The following is a 22,716-nucleotide window of genomic DNA, read 5'->3' as shown; positions in this document are numbered from 1 at the left end:
TTTATATAACCAGCCGACATTTTTTTATAATAATTATATAATATCATGTAGAACTTTGCAATAAAAACCGCACACTAATGCAATTAGATATCATATTTTACTAAAGACATTACATCATAGTTTTTTAATCTTTCTCTTCCTTTTAAATCTGTTAACTCAATTATAAAGTCAACACTTACAACTTCTCCGCCAAGCTTCTCAATCAATTTTATTACAGATTCTATAGTACCTCCAGTAGCAAGTAAATCGTCTATTATTGCTACTCTTTGACCTGGCTTTATAGCATCTTTATGCATTTGTAGAGTGTCAGTACCATACTCTAAATCGTAATCAACGCTTATTGTTTCGCATGGAAGTTTACCTTTTTTTCTTACAGGTACAAATCCAGCACCTAAAGCATATGCAACTGGAGTACCAAATAAAAATCCTCTAGCTTCTGGTCCAACAATTATATCTATATTCTTATCTTTTAAGTAATTTACTATTTCATCTACAGAAGCCTTAAAAGCTTCTCCATTGCTTAATAATGTTGTTACATCCTTAAAACTTATTCCTTCCTTTGGAAATCCTTCAATTATTCTTATATTTTCTTTTAAATCCAATTTATATTCCCCCTATATCTATATACAGATACGCATTATATTTTTTTATTGATTTGTACTTATAAATTATATATTAAAGTCGCTCTCTTATTCAAGAGCAATTAATAATCCACACTAATATTTTAATAGTTTAATCACCCAATTTTCGACTTTCTAGTTTTATTCATATATTTTGCTATTTGCTCTGCTCTTTCTTTGTCTAAAGTTATAAAAAGTTCAACGGCTATTCTTGCATCATCCATTCTTCCTATTGCATTTATTTTAGGCATAATAATATTGCTTAGCGATAATAAGGCCTCATAGTCTATGTTATTTATATTATTAATTTTTCTTATAGCATTTATACCATAATTATTTGTATTAGACAAACATTTCATACCTTTTTTTAGCATGATAAGATTTTCTCCAACTAAAGATTTATGTGATGAAACTATACCTATGGCTACCAAATCTAAATATTTTTCTATACAATTCATATGATACTGCTTTGCTATAGCATAAGCCAGTTTATATACTACGCCTACTGCGTTTAAATCCTTAAAAGGATAAGGACACCCTGGCTGATTAGGATTAATGACTATTGTGTTAGGAATTAAACCCTTAGGATGATGGTAATCTGTAATAATAACATCTATTCCAAGTCTTCTGCATAATTCTACTTCATCAAATGAATTAATACCGCATCCTACTGTAATTATTAAATCTGCACCTAATAATTTCATGTGGTCCTCTATCACCTTGGGATTAAATATGTTTTCTTCTATAGTATCTGGTATGTAATATTCTACATTTGCATTTAAGTATTTCAAAATGAGCATAAGCAAAGAAACACTCGTAATTCCATCTACATCATATAAACCATAGACCACTATTCTTTCTCTATGGTTAACAGCTCTAGTAATTCTACTCAGTCCTTCTTCTAATCCCATTAACAAAAATGAATCATATAAATTTGTTAAATTTAATAAATCATTATGAGAATCATCATAAGAATAATATTTTTTCATATATACAATCCCCCAGAATTTATAGGAAGCAAATAATATTATAATTTAAATTCTTCATTATTACAAATACTTTTTTAAAAATCGACAATGCGTATATAAAAATAAAGCTAATTCTTTGCAGAATTAGCTTTATTTTGTAAAATTACTTTATTATGCTGCTGCCTTTTTTCCCTTTTTCCCTGCATTTTTTAAAAGAACCCATATAGGACTTGCTACGAATATAGAAGAATACGCTCCTGATACGATACCTATTATTAGAGGGAATGCAAATTCTCTAACCGATGGAACAAATATATAAACAGCCACTATTGTAACTAATGTAGTCAAACTTGTATTAATAGATCTTGACATAGTTTGAGTTACACTTGTATTAACAATTTCAGTTATATCTTTTCCCCTCATCTTTTTTCTATTTTCTCTTATTCTGTCAAATATTACTATGGTATCATTGATAGAATATCCTATTATAGTAAGCATTGCTGCTATAAAAGGAGAATTTACGGGTACTTGGAAAATAGCATATACACCTAGAGTTACTAATACATCATGAACTAGTGCTAAAATAGCTGCTATTCCAAATTTTATTTCAAATCTAAATCCTACGTATATAAGCATAGCTGCTGTTGCAACTAGCAGTGCATTTATTGTCTTTTTTTTCAACTCATTACCTACAGAAGGTCCAACGTTGCTTTGTGATAATAATGCTTTTTCTTCAAGTTTATATTTGCCTTTTAGCTCATTGAACATTTTACTTATACTATCGCTATTTAGACTATTACTTTTAATCTCTAATTGCGTCTCATTGGCTATATAAGTTGATGCTTGGGAATCATATTTTTTTATTATTTTATCAGCTTCTTCTTTTATCTGCTGATTAAAATTTTTACCCATCTCTATTGTAACTACAGTACCACCTTGAAAATCTATTCCGTAGTTTAAGCCTTTAACCCCTAATGCTATAATACCAAGAATTATTACAATGGCTGATATAGCAAACCATACTTTTGTTCTTTCTACAATCTTTAGCATGTTCCTTACCCCCTCTTAACGCCGAAATGAGAAGCATTATTTAAGATTCCCATTTCCATACCTAGTTTCATTAGTGTTTTTGTAACTGTAAGGGCAGTAAAAATACTTATTATTATACCTATCATAAGAGTAGTTGCAAAACCTTTTACAGCGCCTGAACCTAAATAATATAATACTACAGCTGCTATTATAGTTGTAATGTTAGAATCTAGTATTGAAGATAATGCTCTATTAAAACCTGCATCTACAGCCGTTTTAATACTTTTGCCTAACTTTAGTTCCTCTTTTATCCTTTCAAATATAAGTACATTAGCATCAACAGCCATACCTACAGTAAGTAAAAATCCTGCAATACCGGATAATGTTAATGTAACCCCAACTGCTGCAAAAGTTCCTAAAACTAATATAACATAAATAATTAAGGCAATACTAACCATAATACCTGGTCTTTTATAGTAAATAATCATAAATAATAGTATTAAACTTATTCCAATTGCCCCTGCTTTCATGCTTAAAGGAAGAGCATTAGAACCTAGAGTAGCTCCAACTGTTTTAAATTCAACAGCTTCTAGAGTTACTGGAAGAGCTCCTGACTTTATTATATTTGCTTGTCTTTTAGCTTCTTCTAAGGACTTACTTCCTGTTATAGTTGCTTTTCCATTTGTTATAACCGCTTGCACTGTAGGACTAGTAAGCAATTCTTCATCCATATATATTGATATAGGCTGATTAAGAAACTTTTTAGTAGCTTCTGCAAATTTTTTTGTTCCCTCAGATTTAAGCTCAAGTCCTATTGTTGGATTTCCCATATCATCTAAATATGCTGTTGCATTTTCAACATCGCTGCCTGTTAAAATAACTTTATTATCAGGTCCTTTAAATTCAAGTTTACCAGTCTTTCCTATGCTATCTAAAACTTTTTTAGAGTCAAACTCTCCAGGAATTTCAATTCTTATTTTGTTCTTTCCTTCTCTTTGAACTGAAGTTTCCTTTACTCCATCTGGGTTAACTCTCATAGATAACATCTCTATAGTTCTTTCTATAGTATCATTATCTACATTATCACCCTTAATTTCTTCTAGTACAGATATACCACCTTGCAAGTCTAATCCTCTATTTATAGCCTGACTAAATGGTTTTACTCTGTATCCAAAAATGTTTTTAATTCCTGCAAATCCGCTATAAGCCAATAAGCCAACAATACATACTAAAACTATAAAAATAAATGTGCTTTTAGTCTTTTGGGACTTATTGCTTCTTCCGTTTTTCATGTTTATCCCCCTTTGCACCATGTTCTATGCATAATTATAGTTTATTATATTACTTTTCAATGTTATAGTCAATAACAGGTAATTCTTGTACTATTTTTCCATTTTCTTAGCTTTTAGAGCAATAGCACACTCTATTCTCTTTTTCTGCATTTCACATCCTATTTCATAAGGCACATGTATATCTCCATTAAAATTATAGTTATTAGCTTGACATCCACCACTGCAGTAAAATTTTGCCCAACACTCTTTACAAGTTGGTTTGTTATATATGTGGGCAGCTTTAAATTCTTTTCCAATATTCCAATTTATTTTTTCATCTTCATCGAATATAGTTCCTATTTTAAAGTCTTCATTTCCTACAAATTGATGACATGGATATATATCTCCATCTGGCGTTACAGCTATATATTCATGTCCTGCTCCACATCCTGATATTCTCTTATAAACACAAGGGCCTCCTTGAAGATCTATATTAAAATGATAAAATTTAAATTCATTTCCTTCCTTTTGTCTTTGAAGCATATCTTTATATAATTTATCATAGTTTTCAAATATAGTAGGTAGATCTTCTTTTCTTAAAGATAGTGGGTGTTCATTTGGAAGGACTACTGGTTCCACTGATATTTCTTTAAAGCCTAAATCTGCAAAGTGCTTTATATCCTCATAAAAATCTGTGTTATCTCTTGTAAAAGTTCCTCTCACATAATAAGATTTAGATTTATCTCTTTTCTCTACCATTCTTTCTATTTTAGGAAGAATGTCTTCATAGGTTCCTTTACCGTCTACTCTTATTCTGGTATTATCATTTACTTTCTTTCTTCCATCAATGCTTAAAACTATATTTCCCATTTCTTTATCTATATAATCCATAATTTCTTCCGTTAAAAGAGTAGCATTAGTAGTCATAGTAAATCTTATTACTTTATTATGAATTTTTTCTTGCTCTCTTGCATAAGCTACAATTTCCTTTATTTGTTTTAAAGCTATTAATGGTTCTCCTCCAAATAAATCTACCTCTATGTTTCTTCTAGGTCCACTATGAGCAATAACAAAATCGATTGCTTTCTTACCAACTTCAGGAGACATAACCTTTCTTGCTCCATGATACTTGCCTTCATCTGCAAAGCAATATTTACACCTTAGATTACAATCATGAGTAATGTTAAGACATAAAGCTTTTATGAAGTCTTTAGAATCTTGGCTCTTTAAGGCTATCTCCTCATAACTGTCTTTTGAATATAAATATCCTTCTTTTTTAAGTTCAAGTATTTCTTCATAAACTTCATCTATATCCTCAGCAGAATACTTATCCCCAAATTCTTTGATAAGTTCTTCCTTTGACTTAAGTATATTATCATCTAACAAATCATAAACTAGTTCATCAACTATATGTACTGAACCTGTGTTAACGTCTAATATAAAAAATTCACCATCCTGAATAAATTTATGTATTAATGCCAATTTCCTTTTCCTCCTTATATAAGCGCAAAGCAGTAACTTTGCGTTACTGCTCATTTTTAAATATTAATTTTCACAAGCTAAGTTAGCAACTGTGCAAGATGTTTTACATGCTGATTGACATGAGTTAGCACATTCTTTGCATCCTGGTTTATTTAAACTTTCTTTTATGTTTTGTTTGTTTATTGTTTTAATATGTTTCATATAAATCCCTCCATCTTCACTATAAAATTGTACTGTAAGATTATATCATATATTTTTCATTAAATAAAGCAATTTTATATATTTATGCCTAGCATACCAGAAAGTGTACCTACAAAAAGAGCTAAAACTATCCTAAGTATTCCATAACTTGAAATGCTAAAGCCCCTTCCGTTAATTGCTGATACTAAAAAAACAACTAGCATGTATATAATTGCAACAGAAAGTCCAATCAGCCATCCTCTTTTTTGTATCTTTTTTACAGAGTATATAGAACCATACATTACACTAAAAGCTGTTATAGCTACAAAGTATACTGAATCTATTTTGGGATTGGATTTTACAAAGTACGTTACCACAGAATAGACAATTAACAGGGCTAAAGTAAGAAAGAATCCTCTAATTACTCCTTGCCCAATGCAGATTATATTGCCCTTTTCCTCCACCTAAAACACCTCCTATCTACTAATATCTATGTAGCCAGAAAGTGTTTTATACCTTGCTTTAGACTATTTTTTTTCCTCTACCATTTCATTTAAGACAGCCACAATACCATTCTTTTTTATTTTAAGCTTTACTCTATCAGGCCCTGATTCTATTATAGCAAAGTCATCTTCAAGTTTTACAATTTTGCCTATAATTCCTCCTCTTGTCATTATCTCATCATTTATTTTCATTCCTTCTAACATATCATTATATTTTTTTCTTCTTTTTCTTTCTGGGACTAATATAATTATGTAGAATAAACCTAACATAATTATAAATGGTAGTGCAGCGGCTATAAGATTACTTCCTTGTGACATAATTTCACCTCTTCTCTTCTTTAATATAAAATTTTCTCACTATGTGGTCTTAAGCTCTTCCTCCCCATTCTTCTAGTTTTTGTCCTTTAAAGTCTTCAAAATATCCTCCATCAATAGCATCTCTTATATCTTCCATCAACTTATTATAGAAATACAGATTATGAAGTACACAAAGACGCATAGCCAACATTTCTTTAGCCTTAAATAAATGTCTAATATAAGCTCTGGTGTAATGCTGACATGCTGGACAATCACATTCTTCATCAATAGGTCTGCTGTCAAGTTCAAATTTAGCGTTCATTAAATTTATTTTACCATATTTAGTAAACACATGTCCATGCCTTCCATTTCTAGCAGGCAATACACAGTCAAAAAAATCAACTCCTCTTGATACCCCTTCAAGAATGTTACTTGGAATTCCAACTCCCATTAAATATCTTGGTTTATCCTCTGGGAGATATGGATCTACAGCTTCTATAATTCTATACATTTCCTCATGGGTTTCTCCTACTGCAAGACCGCCAATAGCGTAACCATCCAAGTTCATCTTAGAAATCTCCTTAGCATGAGCTATTCTTATATCTTCATAAACTCCACCCTGATTTATTCCAAATAGCATCTGCTTTTTATTTATGGTGTCTGGTAGTGAGTTTAATCTATCCATCTCTATTTTACATCTCTCAAGCCATCTTGTGGTTCTTGCCACGGATTTCTCTACATAATCTCTTGGAGATGGGTTTTCTACGCATTCATCAAATGCCATTGCTATAGTAGAAGCTAAGTTACTTTGTATTTGCATACTTTCCTCTGGTCCCATGAATATCTTTCTTCCATCTATATGAGACCTAAAGGTTACTCCTCTTTCTTCTATTTCTCTAATCTTAGCCAAAGAAAATACTTGAAATCCGCCTGAATCTGTAAGTATTGGTCTATCCCAATTCATAAACTTATGAAGTCCGCCCAATTGTTTTATAATCTTATCTCCTGGTCTTAAGTGGAGGTGATATGTATTAGATAGCTCTACTTGACATCTAATATCCTTTAAATCCATGGTGGATACTGCACCTTTTATGGCAGCTAAAGTCCCTACATTCATAAATACAGGAGTTTGTATAACTCCATGAGGAGTTATAAATTCTCCACGTCTTGCTCTTTTTTCTTTCTTATGTAACTTAAACACTATATTTTCTCCCTTCGTGCTATTTTAAGAACATTGCGTCTCCAAAGCTAAAGAACCTATATCTTTCTTTTACCGCTTCTTCATATGCTTTCATAATAATTTCTCTACTTGAAAAAGCACTTACTAACATAATCAATGTAGACTCTGGCAAATGAAAATTCGTTATTAAAGCATCTACTATCTTAAATTTATATCCTGGATACATAAAAATACTAGTCCATCCAGATTGTTCTCTAACCCTTCCTTCTTCATTTGCTATAGTCTCTAAGGTTCTGCAGGATGTAGTTCCTACTGCAATTACTCTTCCGCCTTTTTCTTTTGTTTCATTTATAATTTCTGCTGTTTCTTTAGACATAGTATAATATTCTGAGTGCATATGATGCTCTTCTATAGTATCAACTTTAACTGGTCTAAAGGTACCAAGTCCAACATGCAGTGTTACGAAAGCTAACTTTATTCCTTTATCCTTTATCTTAGTTAAAAGTTCCTCCGTGAAATGCAGCCCTGCAGTTGGTGCAGCAGCAGAACCTACTTCCTTTGAATATACTGTTTGATATCTCTCTTTATCTTCTAGGGTTTCAGTTATATATGGAGGTAGAGGCATTTCACCCAGTCTATCTAAAACTTCTTCAAATATCCCTTCATATTCAAATTGAACTATTCTGCTTCCATCTTCTCCAATTTGTTTAACCTCTGCTTTAAGCTCTCCTCCACCAAAGACAAATCTTGCTCCAACTTTTGCTCTTTTTCCTGGCTTAACTAAAGTCTCCCATGTGTTAGCATCCATTCTTTTTAAAAGAAGAAATTCCATCTTTCCTCCAGTGCCTTCTTTTTCTCCTATAAGTCTTGCTGGAAGCACTCTTGTATTGTTAAGAACAAGACAGTCCCCTTCATTGAGATAATCTATTATATTTTTGAATATTTTATGTTCTATATTCCCACTATTTTTGTCAACCACCATTAATCTTGACTCATCCCTTTTTTCTAGTGGGTGCTGTGCTATCAATTCTTCTGGTAAATAAAAATCAAATTCTTTAACTTTCAAAGTTTTCACTCCTCTTATGTCAACTTAATTTGTTCTCCAAATTTTTTCCCTATATGCTTATAAGCTTTTTCAGTAGCCTTTCTTCCTCTAGGCATTCTCACTATAAAACCCTTTTGTAAAAGATAAGGCTCATATACATCTTGTATAGTATCCAGTTCTTCTCCTATAAAATAGGATAATGTTTCAATTCCTACAGGTCCACCATTAAAATTTTCTATTATTGCTTCTAATATTTTATTATCTATCTTGTCAAACCCTTCTTCATCAATTTCTAAAAGTTGTAAAGCTTCTTTTGCCAGTCCTAAATCAATTTTTCCATTTCCCTTTACTTCACAGTAGTCTCTAACTCTTTTTAAAATTCTATTAGCTATCCTAGGAGTTCCTCTAGATCTTCTAGCGATTTCGGAGGCTGCATCCTCCGTTATTGATATTCCTAATATTTTTGAAGACCTTATTATTATTTCTCTCAGCTCATCCTCTTCATAGAATTCCATAGCACTTAAAACTCCAAATCTATCTCTGAGAGGTGCTGTTAAAAGCCCTATTCTTGTTGTAGCTCCAATTAAAGTAAATTTAGGTAGATCTAATCTTATAGACTTCGCTGCTGCTCCTTTACCGATTACTATATCTAAAGCATTATCCTCCATAGCTGGATATAATATTTCCTCCACGGTTCTGTTAAGTCTATGGATTTCATCTATAAATAACACATCATAATCATTTAAAGTAGTTAGTATAGCTGCTAAGTCTCCTGCTCTTTCTATAGCTGGTCCTGATGTTACTTTTAAAGTTCCTCCCATCTCCCTTGCTATAATATTGGCTAAAGTAGTCTTACCAAGTCCAGGCGGGCCATATAAAAGAACATGATCTAAAGATTCTTTTCTCAACTTCGCCGCCTCTATAAAAATGCTCAGCATCTCCTTAACCTTTTTTTGACCTATATATTCTCTAAGGTTTTGAGGTCTTAAAGAGTACTCCATTTCCGTATCCTCTTTTTTATAAGAAGCGGATACAATTCTATTTTCCACGTATACTCCCCCCTAGTTCATTAGATACCTTAAGCTATTTTTAATTATCTCTTCTAAACTTCCACTTATATCTACAGTCTTAATAGCTTTTTCAGCTTCCTTTTGTGAAAATCCAAGAGAAAGTAAAGCTTCAATAGATTCATTATATTTCTTAGAAGTATTTTCGGATAATCCTGCAGCAACTTCTATGGAATCTTGCCCCTCACTTGTTATTGTTCCTATCTTATCCTTAAGCTCTAAGATTATCCTCTGAGCTGTCTTCTTTCCTATTCCAGGTGCCTTAATTAATGTATTATAGTCTTCAGATAAAATTGCTAATCTTAAATTATTTACATTACTAATTGAAAGAAGTGATAGTGCGGCTTTGCTTCCAACCCCATTAATGGTTAAGAGTAAATTAAACATTTCTCTTTCCTCTTCTGTTAAAAATCCATATAGACCTATAAAATCTTCCCTCACTATCTGCTCTATATATATTTTAACTTCTTCATTTATATTAGGCATCTTAGCCATAGTACTCCCTGAAGTGTATATTTTATACCCAATATTATTATTCTCTACAATTATGTAATCTTTATTTAACCCTATGTATACACCTTTAATATAATCAAACAAGACAAATACCTCCAGAAATTTCTTTATACAATATAATACTTTATCATTTTGAATATAAATTATCAACTCCAAGTGCCATCACATCATTAAATATTAAATATAATTTTTATAGCAAAAATAAGATATGAAATACCTTATTCAGGCATCTCATATCTTATGTCAAAGTCCTTTATACCATCATTTAATTTTTCAATACTATCGAACTGTATAGATGTATCTCCATTTATTATATTAGATATATCCTGCTCTCTTAAACTATATATCTTTGTTCCGGTACCTTCTTTGTTTATAATGTTTCCATTTTCATCAAATATACTTCCATTGTTGTCACTTTTAGCTATTACAATTTCATTATTTTCAGATAAAAGCACATATCTATTTGGCTTATACTTTATTGATTCCCTAATCAGTTCTACTTTTCCATTACTAATTTTCTTTAACTTATATCCATATTTTTTATACTTTTCTTCTAAATCTGCTCCCTTTTTACCTACTAGCCCTTCCTCTTCAGCAGTTTTACTTCTCTCTACAATAAATTTTCCATCTTTATTGCAACTAATTTCAAACAAAATCTCGTCATCTTTATTTACCTGCTTTTTCAAAGCCTCTTTATCATATATTTCTTTGCCATTTGTATCAACAGCTAACCCTTCATACTGATTCTTAGAAATATTTGATGAATTTTTTTTATCAGTTTTTACTATATAATAATATCCTACTGAAAAAGTAAGAACTAATAAAACAACAACTCCTAAAGAAAATAATTTCTTTTTTTCCATAATATCACTCCCTTGGTGAATATTATGGCCAAGAGTTGTAATGTTTATACATCTTATAAGAAAATTGCGATGCAATTTTCTTAAGTGCACCTAAATATGAAGTTTAAATAAACGTTAATGATTGTAAGCCTGATATTAGATTTGTCTGTATGCGTATTTAATTTTATAAAAATGCTTTTCTTTAATAAATGTGAATAATCTTTTTAATATTGAACTGGAGTATGAGATTTGCATTGTAGAAAGCGTTGAACAAGCGTTAGAAGCTCTTTGTTTATGGATTTAAAACACCGTAAGAACCTTCTATTGTCTGAACGGTAGTGAGTTTAGAAGGTTTAGGGGTTTTGAATCCAGAAATATTAGAGCTTCTTTGCGTAGTGAAGCTTTCCTAAATGCAAATCTCATACGAAGGTTCAATATTAAAGATTGTCACAATTTTATTAAGTTATTCTGTTTCAACTAGCTGAGGAATTATATATTTTTGAACAAATCCTTCTATGTCAACTTTTTCTTTTAACTTTGTTAGTGCCGATTCTGTTAATTCTCCTAAACAATTTACTAGTACATCTTGTTTTATATTTAATTTTTCTTTATTTTCTTTTTTATTATCTTCCATATAAACACTTCTTACCCCTGCCATTATTCCTGGGATGATGACCTCTTCTAGCATATTTTCTTCTATAAACTTTTCTTTTGCTTTATCAAAAACATTTTCACTTGTCTCACTTATTGATGCTCCTATTTTATTTACTTTTTCTACAAATCTCTTTTTTGCATGCTCTTTGTGTTCCTTATTTTCTTTACAATGTACATATTTTTTAGGAAGAGGATTTAAGTAGAGTATATAGTTATATTTTATTCCATGTTTCAACTCATCCGTAATAATATCAAATAACATATCTCTATATAAGATATATGGAAGCTGGTGTCTTATTTCTCTATAGGTTTCTACTGCTTTTAATTCTTTAAATAAAGCTTTTCTTATACCTTCAATATAGGACTTAGGTTTTTCAAATTTTTCGCAATTCTCCGCATCTATGTCTCTTCCAGTCAGGTCTCTGTAAATTCTTCTAAGCATAATGTTATGTTTTTTTTCATCATCCTTTATAGACTTAATTATTTCCTTTTGTTCTTTTGTAGGCGCCATATCCATAAGATAATCATAGAACATTTCATCTTCCTTTTCTCCTGATACAGCTCTTTTGATCAGCTTTAGAGCATCATTTAAAGCTTTCTTATAAAAATCTGTCACAGCATACTGTCCCATATTATTTTGCATATGATTTCTTATATATGCCATCAATGAATTACCTCCTATAGTTTATTACCATATATATTATGAAGTTACTTCTAAAGTTGTAACACTTAATATTTTCTTAATAAAAATTCTAATTTCTATCAGGTTACAAAACCAAAAGGTGGAATCAATGGTTCTTGAACTTGTCCTAATGCAGTTTCCTCAAACAATACTTTTGTTGATATAACCGCTCCTATTATACCTAAAGCGCTGCCTATAAATTTAAGCATATTCAATTCTTCTGGTATAGGGTTAGCCGAAATTCTATTTTGATTTACAGATATTATAGTTGATTGAGTTAAAATAATACCTGCAACTAATTTTATCAATGCGGCTTGTAAAATTGCTATTGTATCTGTTGTGGATACGACAATGGCATCTCCTATAAGCATTAACTGATTTCCGATACTTAACAATCTTTCAGCTTCCGCCAGTTCTGTTTTAGACATAGTGCTAAATCCATTTGATCTTGTGCTTTTTCTTTTTTCACTTCTATTAAAATTCCCCTCCACCTATACCACCTTCCTTACTATATATAATATTTTAAGCTGAATATAAATGTACTTGAAAATTAAGCACTTATTTAATTGTAAAATTCTTATTCTAATATAATAAAACCCCGTAAAAGAAATTAAATTTACTTTTACGGGGTTTATATTATTTAATTAGATAAATACTAATAACTTTTCACAACTTATATCCATTATAAAATAAAAAGCCAGCAAATGCTGACTTTTGAAATACAACTATGCGATAGCATAAAACCGTAGTTTTATTAGAATGCCACTGCGGATTACTATGCAGTGGGTTAACCTTTTCGAGTGTTTCTATCTCTATGGTCTAAACCCTTGAGAACCTCGAACTTCGGACGCTAAATCGCCCAAGCCTTTAATCTACTTTCTATCGCCAAAGCAGAAGGCTATCATTAACTATTTTAGAATGTAATTTAATTATTCTATGAAATACGTATAGTTTTCAATTTCCATATAGTTAAGTTAAAATTCATAACATATGTGTAACTCAATGGCAATAATATAGAGTTTATATTCTATATAGTTGTATTAACACCCTATTGCAAAACAAGATTAATCAAGCTTTTAAACACTATTCAAATCTTATTTTTGCAGTAAAGCTACAATAATGTTTTACATTTGTCAACGAACAACCTCCTAACTATTGAAAATACAGCATTTATTGATACTGCTACAATATTTTAGTTTACTGCAATTTATTAATCATGTTTTTTTATAATATTCACTTTCTTCTTTAGTTGTAATATATTTTGTACTCATAGCAATATTTCTACTAGCATTATAGTCTGCATTAGCTTTAAACCCGCAAGCCTTACAAATAAATTCATCTTGCTTTTCTCTTTGTCCTTCTTCATAATGACCACATCTGCTACAAGTTTGAGATGTATGATAAGGATCCACATAACATACTTTGATGCCTTCCCGTTCAGCTTTATACTCCAACATTTGTTGCAATTGATAATACGACCAATTTTGTAGCAATGTTCCTTTTACAGCTTCCTGCATAGATAATAGTTCCATATTTATTTGCCCAGCTTTGTTATCTAATGCAAACTTTACAATCTGACTAGATAAATAATGATTATAAGTTCTATTGTAATTCTTCTGCAGTTCTTGATATTGATTTAAAGCAGAAAGCTTTTTATTCCTTCCCCTGCCGCCTTTTGCAGACTTTAACTGGCGCTGTAATCTCTCGCGCCTTTTTTTAAACTGAATATTAATTCTCATAAAATCATCAAATGACCCAATTGCTCGTTTTATATAATGCACATCATTTAAGCTAACATAAGCTGGAATTTTAACACCAATATCTACACCAACAACTCTATTAGGAATAAACTCATTTTGCTTATTAATTGGAATATCAGTAGTTAGATTTAATATCAAGTTTTTTCCTTCTACCTCAATTGAACTTTCACTTACTTTATATTTTTCATTCACAACATTATGGAGAAAACTTCTAAGTTCTAAATCATTTTTGTTAAATTGATGCCCTAGAAGAACTTTAAATATAATCTTATTAACCCACTTTATCTTAATATCATCACCATCATAGAAAAAACTTAAATCACGACCACGTGTTAGCAATGGAAATGTTCTTTTGTAATTCCTTATTGCTCTTTCTCCTCTTGCTAATCCATTTTTTATATCTGATTTAAAATCCTTTTTACTTTCTTGATTACTAGTGATTTGGTATCTATACCCTTACCAAAATTTATACTTTCAAATATAGGATTACTATTAGTTAGTAATTTAACCGCTTCTTTGTAAGCTGATTTATCTTTATTATCAGCCAAATATGCAGTTCCAAGATAACTTACGGATTTGTTTAAAGCCAAATATTGATTGTATTGAGCGTCACGTATAAACTGATATTTACTATTTCTTACTTCCTTATCCTCTTCATCAATAACTATTTTTATCTTTCTAACAGTAATCATATATTTATCACCTCAATAATCACATTTTACCATATAATTAAAATAATTCAACTATCTTACTTCTGTGCTTGTAAAAGTATTTATTATAATAACATAAAAAATCACTTTCGATGATAGATATATAAATATCTATCATCGAAAGTGATTAAATTTAAGTATATCAACGGTTTTAATCTTTTAATTGTTACTCGTATGTCATTATACGAAAGACTTTAAAATTTAAGATTGCCATCAAACCCATTAACCTTCCCATTCCTCTGGGAACTCAGCGTTGTGGTAGACATCCTGAACATCGTCGTCTTCCTCAAGCATATCTAAAAGTTTTTGAACCTTTGGTGCTGTTTCCATATCAACTGATGTCATAACATCTGGTATCATTGTTATGTCTGCTTCTATAAAGTTATATCCTGCCTTTTCAAGTTCTTCACGAACTGAAGAGAAGTCTGCTGGATCTGTTGTGATTTCAAATACCTCTTCTTCAGCATTGAAATCTTCTGCACCTGCTTCTAATGCTTGCATCATTAATTCATCTTCATCAATTTCATCAGTTCTCTCGATTACCATTTGACCTTTTCTTTGGAACATATATGACACACATCCAGTTGCACCTAGATTTCCGCCATATTTATCAAAAATATGTCTTGCACTTGCAGCACTTCTATTTCTATTATCTGTTAAGAACTTAACCATAACTGCAACTCCACCTGGTGCATATCCTTCATAAATTATTTCTTCATAGCTTACACCATTAAGCTCTCCAGCACCTTTTTTAATTGCTCTTTCAACAGTATCATTAGGCATGTTTGCAGCCTTTGCTTTTGCAATAACGTCTCTTAACTTAGAATTTGTTTCTGGATTTGAGCCTCCATCTCTAGCTGCTAAAATAAGCTCTCTACCTATTTTAGTAAATATCTTACCTTTTTTAGCATCATTTTTACTTTTTTTAGCTTGTATGTTATGCCATTTAGAATGTCCTGACATAAAAATTCCCCCTAACCAGTTATATGTATTATTTTAATCAAAAGTGTGTTTATTATAATAAATCCAATATGTTAAACAGTCGCCTAATATTATATCACAAGTAGCAATTTCATTTCAAATTATTGTTCTATTATTCATATAGCCTATTTCCCAGCTTAAAATAGTACCTTTTGTCATCTTCTTTGAAATCTGCCTTTCCAGACGTACATTCTGTAATTGTATTTTTTATTTTCTCTACTTTATCAATCTCAGTTAGAATAGTTAAGTTTACCTTATCTGTATAGTCTGTATTTTCAATATGCCATAGGTTTTGAGCACATACATATTGAACTTTACCTAGTAAATCATAATCTAATTTTATGTTTAAAGGCAATCCTTCTACCTTTTCTACTATACCAGCCTTATCTATAGCTAATGCAGCTCCTCTTGAATATGCTCTTACTAGCCCTCCTGCCCCTAATAAAATTCCTCCAAAATATCTTGTTACTACAACAGCAATATCAGTAACTTCATTTTTCTTTATCACTTCTAATACAGGAATCCCAGCTGTTCCTTGTGGTTCCCCATCATCACTATATCTCTGAATCCCCATATTTTCTCCAACTATATACGCGTAAACATTGTGAGTTGCAGTTTTATGCTTATTTTTTATATTATTTATGAATTCTTTAGCCTCTTCCTCAGTATGTACTCTTTTAGCATGGCCTATAAAAATAGATTTTCTCTCTTCAAACTCTTCTATTGCTTCATCTTTTATCGTAAAGTATCCCATAAAATTCCCCCTTAAAAATTATGTATTCTGCTGCGGCAGTGAAGTGGATATGCTATCAAAATACTTTTCTGAAGCCGTTTTTAAATAGGACTTTTCAGTAGTATCTTTTATGTGTTCTATTTTAGGCTTTGCTTTTATACTTTTAATCTTTTCTAAAGCCTTAATAGCGTACATAACTACTTGAGAATTTTCATCATCTAAAGCCCTTATTAAAGCTATTTCACACTTATTGCTTCCTATTTTGCCCATAGCAGATACCGCCATTCTCCTTATGTTCACAAACTTATTCACAGATGCTTTAATTATAATATCTATGCTTTCTACGTCCTTTAACTCGCCTAATATCCAAACTGCAACTTCCTTATCTTTAGGATACATATCAGCATAGTTATGCCTAATAAATTGTATTAACTTTTTCTTATTTTCCTCATCTATAGAATTTAGAACTTCAAGTTTATCTCTTTTCCCCGCATGTTTTATAGCATCAAAGAACTCCTTAGTATTGTTGCTTTTTGCTAAAAATCTATATTTTATTTTTCCTTCTATTATATGATTTTGTACAGTTGTTCTATCCATATTTCTTATTCTGCATATAGTATCTATACTTTTTCCCTCTGAAAATAGAAAATATGTAATATCTTCATCACCATAGTCTTCTATTGCATTCCAATCAAATCTCATAAGCCCTTTTTTCATATTATTGCTCATCCTTTTATTGTAACAATTTATCTATTATTTTTATACCATTTTCAATTTCATCCTCATCAGTTACAGAAAATCCCAATCTAAAGTATTTTTCTCCTTCTATGCTGTTCTTATAAAATAAAACCCCAGGTGTTATTATTACTTTATTTCTTTTGCACTTATTAAATAGTTCGATGGAACTCATATGTATGTTATCTTTTATCTTTAAGTAAAAATTTAGTCCTCCTCCTGGGCTGTGAAAATCTACTTTTGCACTAAGTATATCATTTATGCACTTTTCCATAACTAAATATCTGTTTTTATATGCTTCATTTAGGAATCTTATATGTTTTCTCCAATATCCTTCATTTATATATAGGTCCAATGCTCTCTGCATTAAACTTGAAGTTGTAATATCTGTATTCACTTTAGAGTTCTGCATAACCTCACTAAATTTTATTGGAGGTAATAAATATCCAATTCTTATGCCTGGAAGAAAAATCTTTGAAAAACTCTTTATGTATATAACTCTATCATATATATCCAAGCTTTTAAAACTTCTATATTCTATATTATCATCATATATAAGCTCTGACAAATAGTCATCCTCTATAATATAAAAATCATATTCTTCAGCTAAATTTAAAATTTGTTTTTTCTTTTCTATGCTGTATGTGCTTCCTGTTGGATTTTGAAAATAGCTCATTACATAAAAGCACTTTACTTTGTTCTTTTTCAGTATTTTTTTTAATCTACTTATGTCTACTCCATCTTCAAGTATGTCTACTTCCAGGATATTCGCTCTTCTGCTTTTAAAAACATTCAATGCCCCACCGTATGTAGGTTTTTCTACTAATACATTATCGTTAATATTGATTATTGCCTTTGCTGCTATATCTATACCCTGTTGTGCTCCAGAAACTATAAGTATATTATCACTATTAAGCTTATTTTCCCAAAAATACTTGTTGATACTTTTTCTCAAGCCATCATAACCTAGAGAGTCTTGATAAGTAAATGCTTCAGCTCCATCTCTATCTAAAACCTTATTCAAAATTTTTTTAAAATTATCTACCGGGAAAAACTTGCTGCAAGTCGCCTCTCCAGTAAAGTCTATATAGCCTTTTAAAGTTCCTCTATTTATCTTTTTATATATATTTGAATACTCCTTTAGCAAATTTCTATTGTCTTCTTTTTCTTTTATATAGGTGCCGCTTCCTATCTTTCTAACAGCCACACCTTCATGCTCCAGTTTACTATATGCATTAACTATGGTAACAGTATTTACATTCAATGTCTTGGACAAATCTCTAATGGATGGAAGTTTTTCTCCTTCTGCAATTTCCTTAATATATACTAGTTTTTTTATATGATTTGCAATTTGAACGTACTTAGGCTCATCTTCATTAAATTTAATATAATATTTATCCATAAATTCATTCCTCTATTTTTAAAATAAATTTGGCATACCTTTTCTAGTTTTAGAAATGTGCATGCCAAATAGTTTTTATATAAAATATACCTTTTCCTTAAATAATAAATTATTAAGCTCATCCTTATGTTCTCTGCTCTCCTTTTTAATAATGCCTTTTTCCCATAATCTCATTAAAATCCCCTCAAAGTCAATATCATATCCTTTAAAAAAATTATCTTTTCTAATATCCTCTGAGCTTAAAAAACAATCTTTTTCTTTCATATAATCTATTAGTAGGCTTGCATACTTTTTCAAGTTTTTATCTATACTATCTTCAAAAAAAGTTAAAATGTTTTGTATAGCATCATAGCTTTCCTCTTTAGATGTGAAAAACAAATCGTCTATAAGCCTCTTTAAATCATCATTCAAATTCATAGCCATAGTCACAACATCTTTGCTTATCATATATCCAGAAGAATTTATATATACTTTCGAGAATTCTTCAATGCACCTTACTGCATAGCTGTAGGCCATGTAAATCTTATTATTATATAAATATTTTTTACATACTCCAATGCTTTTTATTAAATCTCCTAAATAAACCATATTCCATTTTTCCCTATCCACATCTGGATAATATCTTCCTAAATCATAATGAGCTGTAATCTCTTCATCCTTAGAAAATACTAATCTAGAAGATAGAAATACTCTATGAATAAATCCTCCAATCAGCTCTTCCTTATGCATCTCTAGTAAACTCTTTTTACTCATAAGCTTAATGTGTACTGGTATGCCTTTTTCTTCTGTATATATATTTCTTATATCTTTTATATCTTCTTTTGATATAACAAACAAATCTATGTCTGAGCCTTCCCAAAGATCTCCTGTTACAATACTTCCAAAAACCATAGCCGCAAGTATAGAATCATTAGATTTAAGTCTATCAACTACTGATTTAAAAGCTTTTTGATACTTCATAATAGTACTGAGCACTAAAATCTCCCCTTATTATTATTTTATTATAAACATAGGATAAGCTAAATATAACTTTCTTACATAATTACTTTTCTCACTAAAGTATCTTCCATAAAGTCACATTTACTGCATTTAAAAAGATGAAGACAGTAATCTCCAATATCATAGATAGGGTCATCTGCACTATAGTCATTAAAATACTCTTGTTTTCTTCCCTTATCTATCATCTCACTTCCACAATTTCTGCATTTATACTTTATATCGCTTATTTCATTGCACACCGGGCAAACCTTCTCCATAACAATTCCTCCATATTAATAATTTAGAATATTTTTATTTTTTCTAATATTATCCCTAAACCTTATGAATTTAGTAATAAAAATTGCAATCTTTTTTGTTATAAAAAGATTATAATTTTTATAGTGCATCGTATATCTAGATATTTTTAAATTGTGTGCTGCAATTTTATATATCTAATATGATTTAATGTATTGTTTGCATTTATTGTAAATCTCTTCATCTACCATAGCTATAATACGAGTTCCCATCTCTTCATATTCCTCTTCCAAAACTTTAGAACTTCTATGAAGTAATGCTGCTGCCGCGCTGTCGGCATAAGGAATTATATATTCCACTTTCCTTAATGGATTAGGAAGGATCTTTGATATACTATTAAGAAGTCCATCTAAATTAAGACCCTCTTTAGCAGAAATTTTAACTATGTTTATATTATTATATTCATCTTCTAAGGCTTTTATCTCTTCCTCTGATGCCCTATCAATTTTATTTAATACTAGTATAGTGGGTTTATCATCAGCCTTTAATTCTTTTAAGACTTCATTTACCGCATCTATTTGTTCCCTAGCTTTATCCGATGAGGAATCTACAACATGAAGAAGCAAATCTGAACTAACAACCTCTTCTAGTGTGGATTTAAACGCTTCTATTAAATCATGAGGCAGTTTTCTTATAAATCCTACTGTATCAGTTAAAGTTATAAGTCTATTATCGGGTAATACTAAGGCTCTGGTAGTTACATCTAAGGTTGCAAATAACATATCTGCTTCAAATACTTCATCCTTTTGCACTACATCCCTTGGACATGCTATTTGGCATAACTTATTTCTCAGTGTAGACTTTCCTGCATTGGTGTATCCAACTAAAGAAACTCTAGGTATGCTTTCTCTGCTCCTTTTATCCCTTTGTATTTCCCTATTTTTTTTAATTTTACCAAGTTCCTTATTAAGGTCATAAATTCTTTCTCTTATATGTCTCTTATCCGTTTCTAGTTTTTTCTCTCCTGGTCCTCTAGTCCCAATTCCTCCACCAGTTCTAGACAGTACTGTCCCCATACCTGTAAGCCTTGGAAGCCTATATTTTAATTGAGCAAGTTCAACTTGAATTTTTGCTTCCTTACTTCTTGCTCTGCTTGCAAATATTTCAAGAATTAAGGTAGTTCTGTCTATTACCTTTGATCCAATAGCATCCTCTAAATTTCTAATTTGTGCTGCAGATAATTCATCATCGAAGATTACTACATTAGCATTCCTTGCCTGCCTTTCCATAGCTACTTCATCTACTTTGCCTTCTCCTATATAAAAAGCTGTATCTATTTTATTTCTTCTTTGAAGCACCTTACCTACAGTAGTTACATTACATGCCTTTGCTAATTCCTCTAATTCCTCCAAACTTTCCTCATCTTCTACTCCAACCAAAATAGCTCTTTCACCTTTATCTTCATAGATTTCATTTTCAATTAAATTTTTCTCTATGTTTTCGATTATATTAAGAATATTAATTCTTAATGCCTCTTCAGTTTTTAATGGCTTTGTAACTTCAGCTATTAATCTATTATCTTTTATCCCGCAGAATCCTAAGGTTATTTCTTTGGCTTTTCCATTTTCTACTCCAATAGCAGCCATACAATCCAGTTTCAATTTCACCATAGCTGAAATATCTAAACTTGATAAAGTCGAATATCCATTAGGATGAGTATGCAGTATCCTTACTCCTGATAATTTTTTATTTTTCAAATCTACTACAGGCATTTCCACAGTAGAACTATCTCCTATAGCTACATATTTCACATTTCCCTTTCTATCTACTGCAACGCTTATCTCTTTATTTATATCTTCAGTGATGCTGCTTATAATTTCTATAATTTCAAGATTAGATATCATATCCCTATCTACTTTAAAATCATATAATAGATCAAGTTTTCGTAAAATTGTTTTCTTTATCCCTTCAGTGTTTCCATATATCATTTTTTCCCCTCTTTTCTAGAGTTTTTTCTTCATATATATAATATTCCCCTTGACAACTTTCATATTATTTTATACTATAAAACCAATGTTGTAAATACTGAGTGGAGAGGGTTCAAATGGAAAACGGAAAAAGAAATATACTAATAACTGAAGAACAGATTCAAAATAGAATTAAAGATCTAGGAGCTTTAATTTCAAAAGATTATGAAGGAAAAAATCTTTATGTACTTTCACTGCTTAGAGGTAGCTTTATATACACAGCTGACTTAGTTAGAAAAATAACTGTTCCTACTAAAATTGGTTTTATGACAACTTCAAGCTATGAACATAATGAAAGCTCTTCTGGTCATGTAAAAGTAGTAAATGATGTTCCAGATGATATTGCTGGATATGACGTGCTTGTAGTTGATGACATTGTGGATACAGGTATAACAATGAAATTTGTAGTAGAACATGTCAAAGCTTTAGGTGCAAGTAGTGTGAAAAGTTGTGTCCTATTAGATAAGCCAGATAGAAGAAAGGTTGAAATTGAGCCTGACTATTGTTGTTTTAAAATTCCTGATGTATTTGTAGTTGGATATGGTTTAAATTATGGCGATTATTTCAGAAATGTACCATATGTATTTAACTGGGAAGAATAAAAATTACTATGCATTGCATAGTAATTTTTATTTTTATTTTATTTTGTCAGAATAAGTTGTACCTTGTCGTATTTGCATACATAATTGTATTATCAAAAACATAAAAATAGTGTATAATTTCATTGTATACTATTTTTATATTTATGCTATTTAATTTGTGCTATTTAATATTTTATTTTCATAGCCTATCCATCAGTTTT

25 protein-coding genes are annotated in these 22,716 nt (G+C 30.5%); 1 reads left to right on the top strand and 24 read right to left on the bottom strand.

Features of this window, described 5'->3' with window-relative positions:
• Positions 1-83: 83 nt before the first annotated feature.
• The 24 genes from ACFWTK_RS01215 to hflX form a co-directional block, all read right to left on the bottom strand.
• Positions 84-602 (bottom strand): adenine phosphoribosyltransferase, encoded by a 519-nt coding sequence (locus ACFWTK_RS01215; RefSeq protein WP_415874337.1) that lies wholly within the window; start codon positions 600-602, stop codon positions 84-86.
• 134 nt (positions 603-736) lie between these two features.
• A complete protein-coding gene (locus ACFWTK_RS01210; RefSeq protein ID WP_415874336.1) occupies positions 737-1,609 on the bottom strand; it encodes a DHH family phosphoesterase in 873 nt (290 codons plus the stop codon).
• A gap of 150 nt (positions 1,610-1,759) precedes the next feature.
• Positions 1,760-2,638 (bottom strand): protein translocase subunit SecF, encoded by an 879-nt coding sequence (gene secF, locus ACFWTK_RS01205; protein WP_415874335.1) that lies wholly within the window; start codon positions 2,636-2,638, stop codon positions 1,760-1,762.
• Between the two features lie 5 nt (positions 2,639-2,643).
• Positions 2,644-3,909, bottom strand: a complete 1,266-nt coding sequence (secD, locus tag ACFWTK_RS01200) for a protein translocase subunit SecD (protein WP_415874334.1) — start codon at positions 3,907-3,909, stop codon at positions 2,644-2,646.
• 90 nt (positions 3,910-3,999) lie between these two features.
• On the bottom strand, positions 4,000-5,370 hold the full coding sequence (gene scfB / locus ACFWTK_RS01195) for a thioether cross-link-forming SCIFF peptide maturase (protein ID WP_415874333.1): 1,371 nt from the start codon (positions 5,368-5,370) through the stop codon (positions 4,000-4,002).
• A 63-nt stretch (positions 5,371-5,433) separates the two neighbouring features.
• On the bottom strand, positions 5,434-5,571 hold the full coding sequence (gene scfA, locus ACFWTK_RS01190; RefSeq protein ID WP_415874332.1) for a six-cysteine ranthipeptide SCIFF: 138 nt from the start codon (positions 5,569-5,571) through the stop codon (positions 5,434-5,436).
• A gap of 74 nt (positions 5,572-5,645) precedes the next feature.
• Positions 5,646-6,014 (bottom strand): TIGR04086 family membrane protein, encoded by a 369-nt coding sequence (locus ACFWTK_RS01185; RefSeq protein WP_415874331.1) that lies wholly within the window; start codon positions 6,012-6,014, stop codon positions 5,646-5,648.
• A gap of 63 nt (positions 6,015-6,077) precedes the next feature.
• Positions 6,078-6,371, bottom strand: a complete 294-nt coding sequence (yajC, locus tag ACFWTK_RS01180; RefSeq protein WP_415874330.1) for a preprotein translocase subunit YajC — start codon at positions 6,369-6,371, stop codon at positions 6,078-6,080.
• Between the two features lie 49 nt (positions 6,372-6,420).
• Positions 6,421-7,551 (bottom strand): tRNA guanosine(34) transglycosylase Tgt, encoded by a 1,131-nt coding sequence (gene tgt / locus ACFWTK_RS01175; RefSeq protein ID WP_415874329.1) that lies wholly within the window; start codon positions 7,549-7,551, stop codon positions 6,421-6,423.
• A gap of 19 nt (positions 7,552-7,570) precedes the next feature.
• Positions 7,571-8,596: a tRNA preQ1(34) S-adenosylmethionine ribosyltransferase-isomerase QueA gene (queA, locus tag ACFWTK_RS01170; RefSeq protein ID WP_415874328.1), complete on the bottom strand. Its 1,026-nt coding sequence runs from the start codon at positions 8,594-8,596 to the stop codon at positions 7,571-7,573.
• 14 nt (positions 8,597-8,610) lie between these two features.
• A complete protein-coding gene (ruvB, locus tag ACFWTK_RS01165; RefSeq protein ID WP_415874327.1) occupies positions 8,611-9,624 on the bottom strand; it encodes a Holliday junction branch migration DNA helicase RuvB in 1,014 nt (337 codons plus the stop codon).
• A gap of 12 nt (positions 9,625-9,636) precedes the next feature.
• Complete coding sequence (gene ruvA, locus ACFWTK_RS01160; RefSeq protein ID WP_415874326.1) at positions 9,637-10,239, bottom strand: Holliday junction branch migration protein RuvA; 603 nt, start codon at positions 10,237-10,239, stop codon at positions 9,637-9,639.
• Positions 10,240-10,373: 134 nt separating this feature from the next.
• Positions 10,374-11,018 (bottom strand): hypothetical protein, encoded by a 645-nt coding sequence (locus ACFWTK_RS01155; protein ID WP_415874325.1) that lies wholly within the window; start codon positions 11,016-11,018, stop codon positions 10,374-10,376.
• Positions 11,019-11,460: 442 nt separating this feature from the next.
• Positions 11,461-12,315 carry a ferritin-like domain-containing protein gene (locus tag ACFWTK_RS01150; protein WP_415874324.1) on the bottom strand — a complete coding sequence of 285 codons (855 nt, stop codon included), beginning with the start codon at positions 12,313-12,315 and terminating at the stop codon, positions 11,461-11,463.
• A 98-nt stretch (positions 12,316-12,413) separates the two neighbouring features.
• Positions 12,414-12,824, bottom strand: a complete 411-nt coding sequence (locus tag ACFWTK_RS01145) for a hypothetical protein (protein WP_415874323.1) — start codon at positions 12,822-12,824, stop codon at positions 12,414-12,416.
• A 723-nt stretch (positions 12,825-13,547) separates the two neighbouring features.
• The gene (locus ACFWTK_RS01140) at positions 13,548-14,459 is read right to left on the bottom strand and encodes an RNA-guided endonuclease TnpB family protein (RefSeq protein WP_415874672.1); all 912 of its coding nucleotides are present in this window, start codon (positions 14,457-14,459) and stop codon (positions 13,548-13,550) included.
• A gap of 29 nt (positions 14,460-14,488) precedes the next feature.
• Positions 14,489-14,785: a hypothetical protein gene (locus tag ACFWTK_RS01135; protein ID WP_415874322.1), complete on the bottom strand. Its 297-nt coding sequence runs from the start codon at positions 14,783-14,785 to the stop codon at positions 14,489-14,491.
• A gap of 240 nt (positions 14,786-15,025) precedes the next feature.
• Positions 15,026-15,766 carry a YebC/PmpR family DNA-binding transcriptional regulator gene (locus ACFWTK_RS01130; RefSeq protein ID WP_415874321.1) on the bottom strand — a complete coding sequence of 247 codons (741 nt, stop codon included), beginning with the start codon at positions 15,764-15,766 and terminating at the stop codon, positions 15,026-15,028.
• 130 nt (positions 15,767-15,896) lie between these two features.
• Complete coding sequence (locus ACFWTK_RS01125; RefSeq protein WP_415874320.1) at positions 15,897-16,538, bottom strand: YigZ family protein; 642 nt, start codon at positions 16,536-16,538, stop codon at positions 15,897-15,899.
• Between the two features lie 18 nt (positions 16,539-16,556).
• Complete coding sequence (locus ACFWTK_RS01120) at positions 16,557-17,234, bottom strand: helix-turn-helix domain-containing protein (RefSeq protein WP_415874319.1); 678 nt, start codon at positions 17,232-17,234, stop codon at positions 16,557-16,559.
• A 16-nt stretch (positions 17,235-17,250) separates the two neighbouring features.
• Entirely contained in the window at positions 17,251-18,654 is a 1,404-nt protein-coding gene (locus tag ACFWTK_RS01115; protein WP_415874318.1) for a PLP-dependent aminotransferase family protein, read from the bottom strand.
• A gap of 75 nt (positions 18,655-18,729) precedes the next feature.
• Positions 18,730-19,629, bottom strand: coding sequence for a nucleotidyltransferase domain-containing protein (locus tag ACFWTK_RS01110; RefSeq protein WP_415874317.1), 900 nt, complete (start codon positions 19,627-19,629; stop codon positions 18,730-18,732).
• Positions 19,630-19,688: 59 nt separating this feature from the next.
• Positions 19,689-19,910, bottom strand: coding sequence for a hypothetical protein (locus ACFWTK_RS01105; RefSeq protein ID WP_415874316.1), 222 nt, complete (start codon positions 19,908-19,910; stop codon positions 19,689-19,691).
• A 174-nt stretch (positions 19,911-20,084) separates the two neighbouring features.
• The gene (gene hflX / locus ACFWTK_RS01100) at positions 20,085-21,875 is read right to left on the bottom strand and encodes a GTPase HflX (protein ID WP_415874315.1); all 1,791 of its coding nucleotides are present in this window, start codon (positions 21,873-21,875) and stop codon (positions 20,085-20,087) included.
• A 116-nt stretch (positions 21,876-21,991) separates the two neighbouring features.
• Between hflX and hpt the strand changes: the two genes are divergently transcribed.
• Positions 21,992-22,516, top strand: coding sequence for a hypoxanthine phosphoribosyltransferase (gene hpt, locus ACFWTK_RS01095; protein ID WP_415874314.1), 525 nt, complete (start codon positions 21,992-21,994; stop codon positions 22,514-22,516).
• Positions 22,517-22,716: the final 200 nt, after the last annotated feature.

It is taken from the genome of Clostridium sp. (genome assembly GCF_047777555.1).
In the GTDB taxonomy this organism is placed as follows: Bacteria; Bacillota; Clostridia; order Clostridiales; family Clostridiaceae; genus Clostridium_H.
Note: the sequence above shows the minus strand (reverse complement) of the source record. Positions and strands in the feature narration are given on the sequence as shown.

Bases quoted from the DNA above. Each gene is read 5' to 3' on its own strand.
- hflX (WP_415874315.1), bottom strand. From the start codon at position 21,875: ATGATATATGGAAACACTGAAGGGATAAAGAAAACAATTTTACGAAAA.
- ACFWTK_RS01130 (WP_415874321.1), bottom strand. From the start codon at position 15,766: ATGTCAGGACATTCTAAATGGCATAACATACAAGCTAAAAAAAGTAAA.
- ACFWTK_RS01135 (WP_415874322.1), bottom strand. From the start codon at position 14,785: ATGATTACTGTTAGAAAGATAAAAATAGTTATTGATGAAGAGGATAAG.
- ACFWTK_RS01155 (WP_415874325.1), bottom strand. From the start codon at position 11,018: ATGGAAAAAAAGAAATTATTTTCTTTAGGAGTTGTTGTTTTATTAGTT.
- yajC (WP_415874330.1), bottom strand. From the start codon at position 6,371: ATGTCACAAGGAAGTAATCTTATAGCCGCTGCACTACCATTTATAATT.
- ACFWTK_RS01150 (WP_415874324.1), bottom strand. From the start codon at position 12,315: ATGGCATATATAAGAAATCATATGCAAAATAATATGGGACAGTATGCT.
- ACFWTK_RS01120 (WP_415874319.1), bottom strand. From the start codon at position 17,234: ATGAAAAAAGGGCTTATGAGATTTGATTGGAATGCAATAGAAGACTAT.
- scfA (WP_415874332.1), bottom strand. From the start codon at position 5,571: ATGAAACATATTAAAACAATAAACAAACAAAACATAAAAGAAAGTTTA.
- secF (WP_415874335.1), bottom strand. From the start codon at position 2,638: ATGCTAAAGATTGTAGAAAGAACAAAAGTATGGTTTGCTATATCAGCC.
- ACFWTK_RS01210 (WP_415874336.1), bottom strand. From the start codon at position 1,609: ATGAAAAAATATTATTCTTATGATGATTCTCATAATGATTTATTAAAT.
- ACFWTK_RS01125 (WP_415874320.1), bottom strand. From the start codon at position 16,538: ATGGGATACTTTACGATAAAAGATGAAGCAATAGAAGAGTTTGAAGAG.
- ACFWTK_RS01105 (WP_415874316.1), bottom strand. From the start codon at position 19,910: ATGGAGAAGGTTTGCCCGGTGTGCAATGAAATAAGCGATATAAAGTAT.
- ACFWTK_RS01115 (WP_415874318.1), bottom strand. From the start codon at position 18,654: ATGGATAAATATTATATTAAATTTAATGAAGATGAGCCTAAGTACGTT.
- hpt (WP_415874314.1), top strand. From the start codon at position 21,992: ATGGAAAACGGAAAAAGAAATATACTAATAACTGAAGAACAGATTCAA.
- secD (WP_415874334.1), bottom strand. From the start codon at position 3,909: ATGAAAAACGGAAGAAGCAATAAGTCCCAAAAGACTAAAAGCACATTT.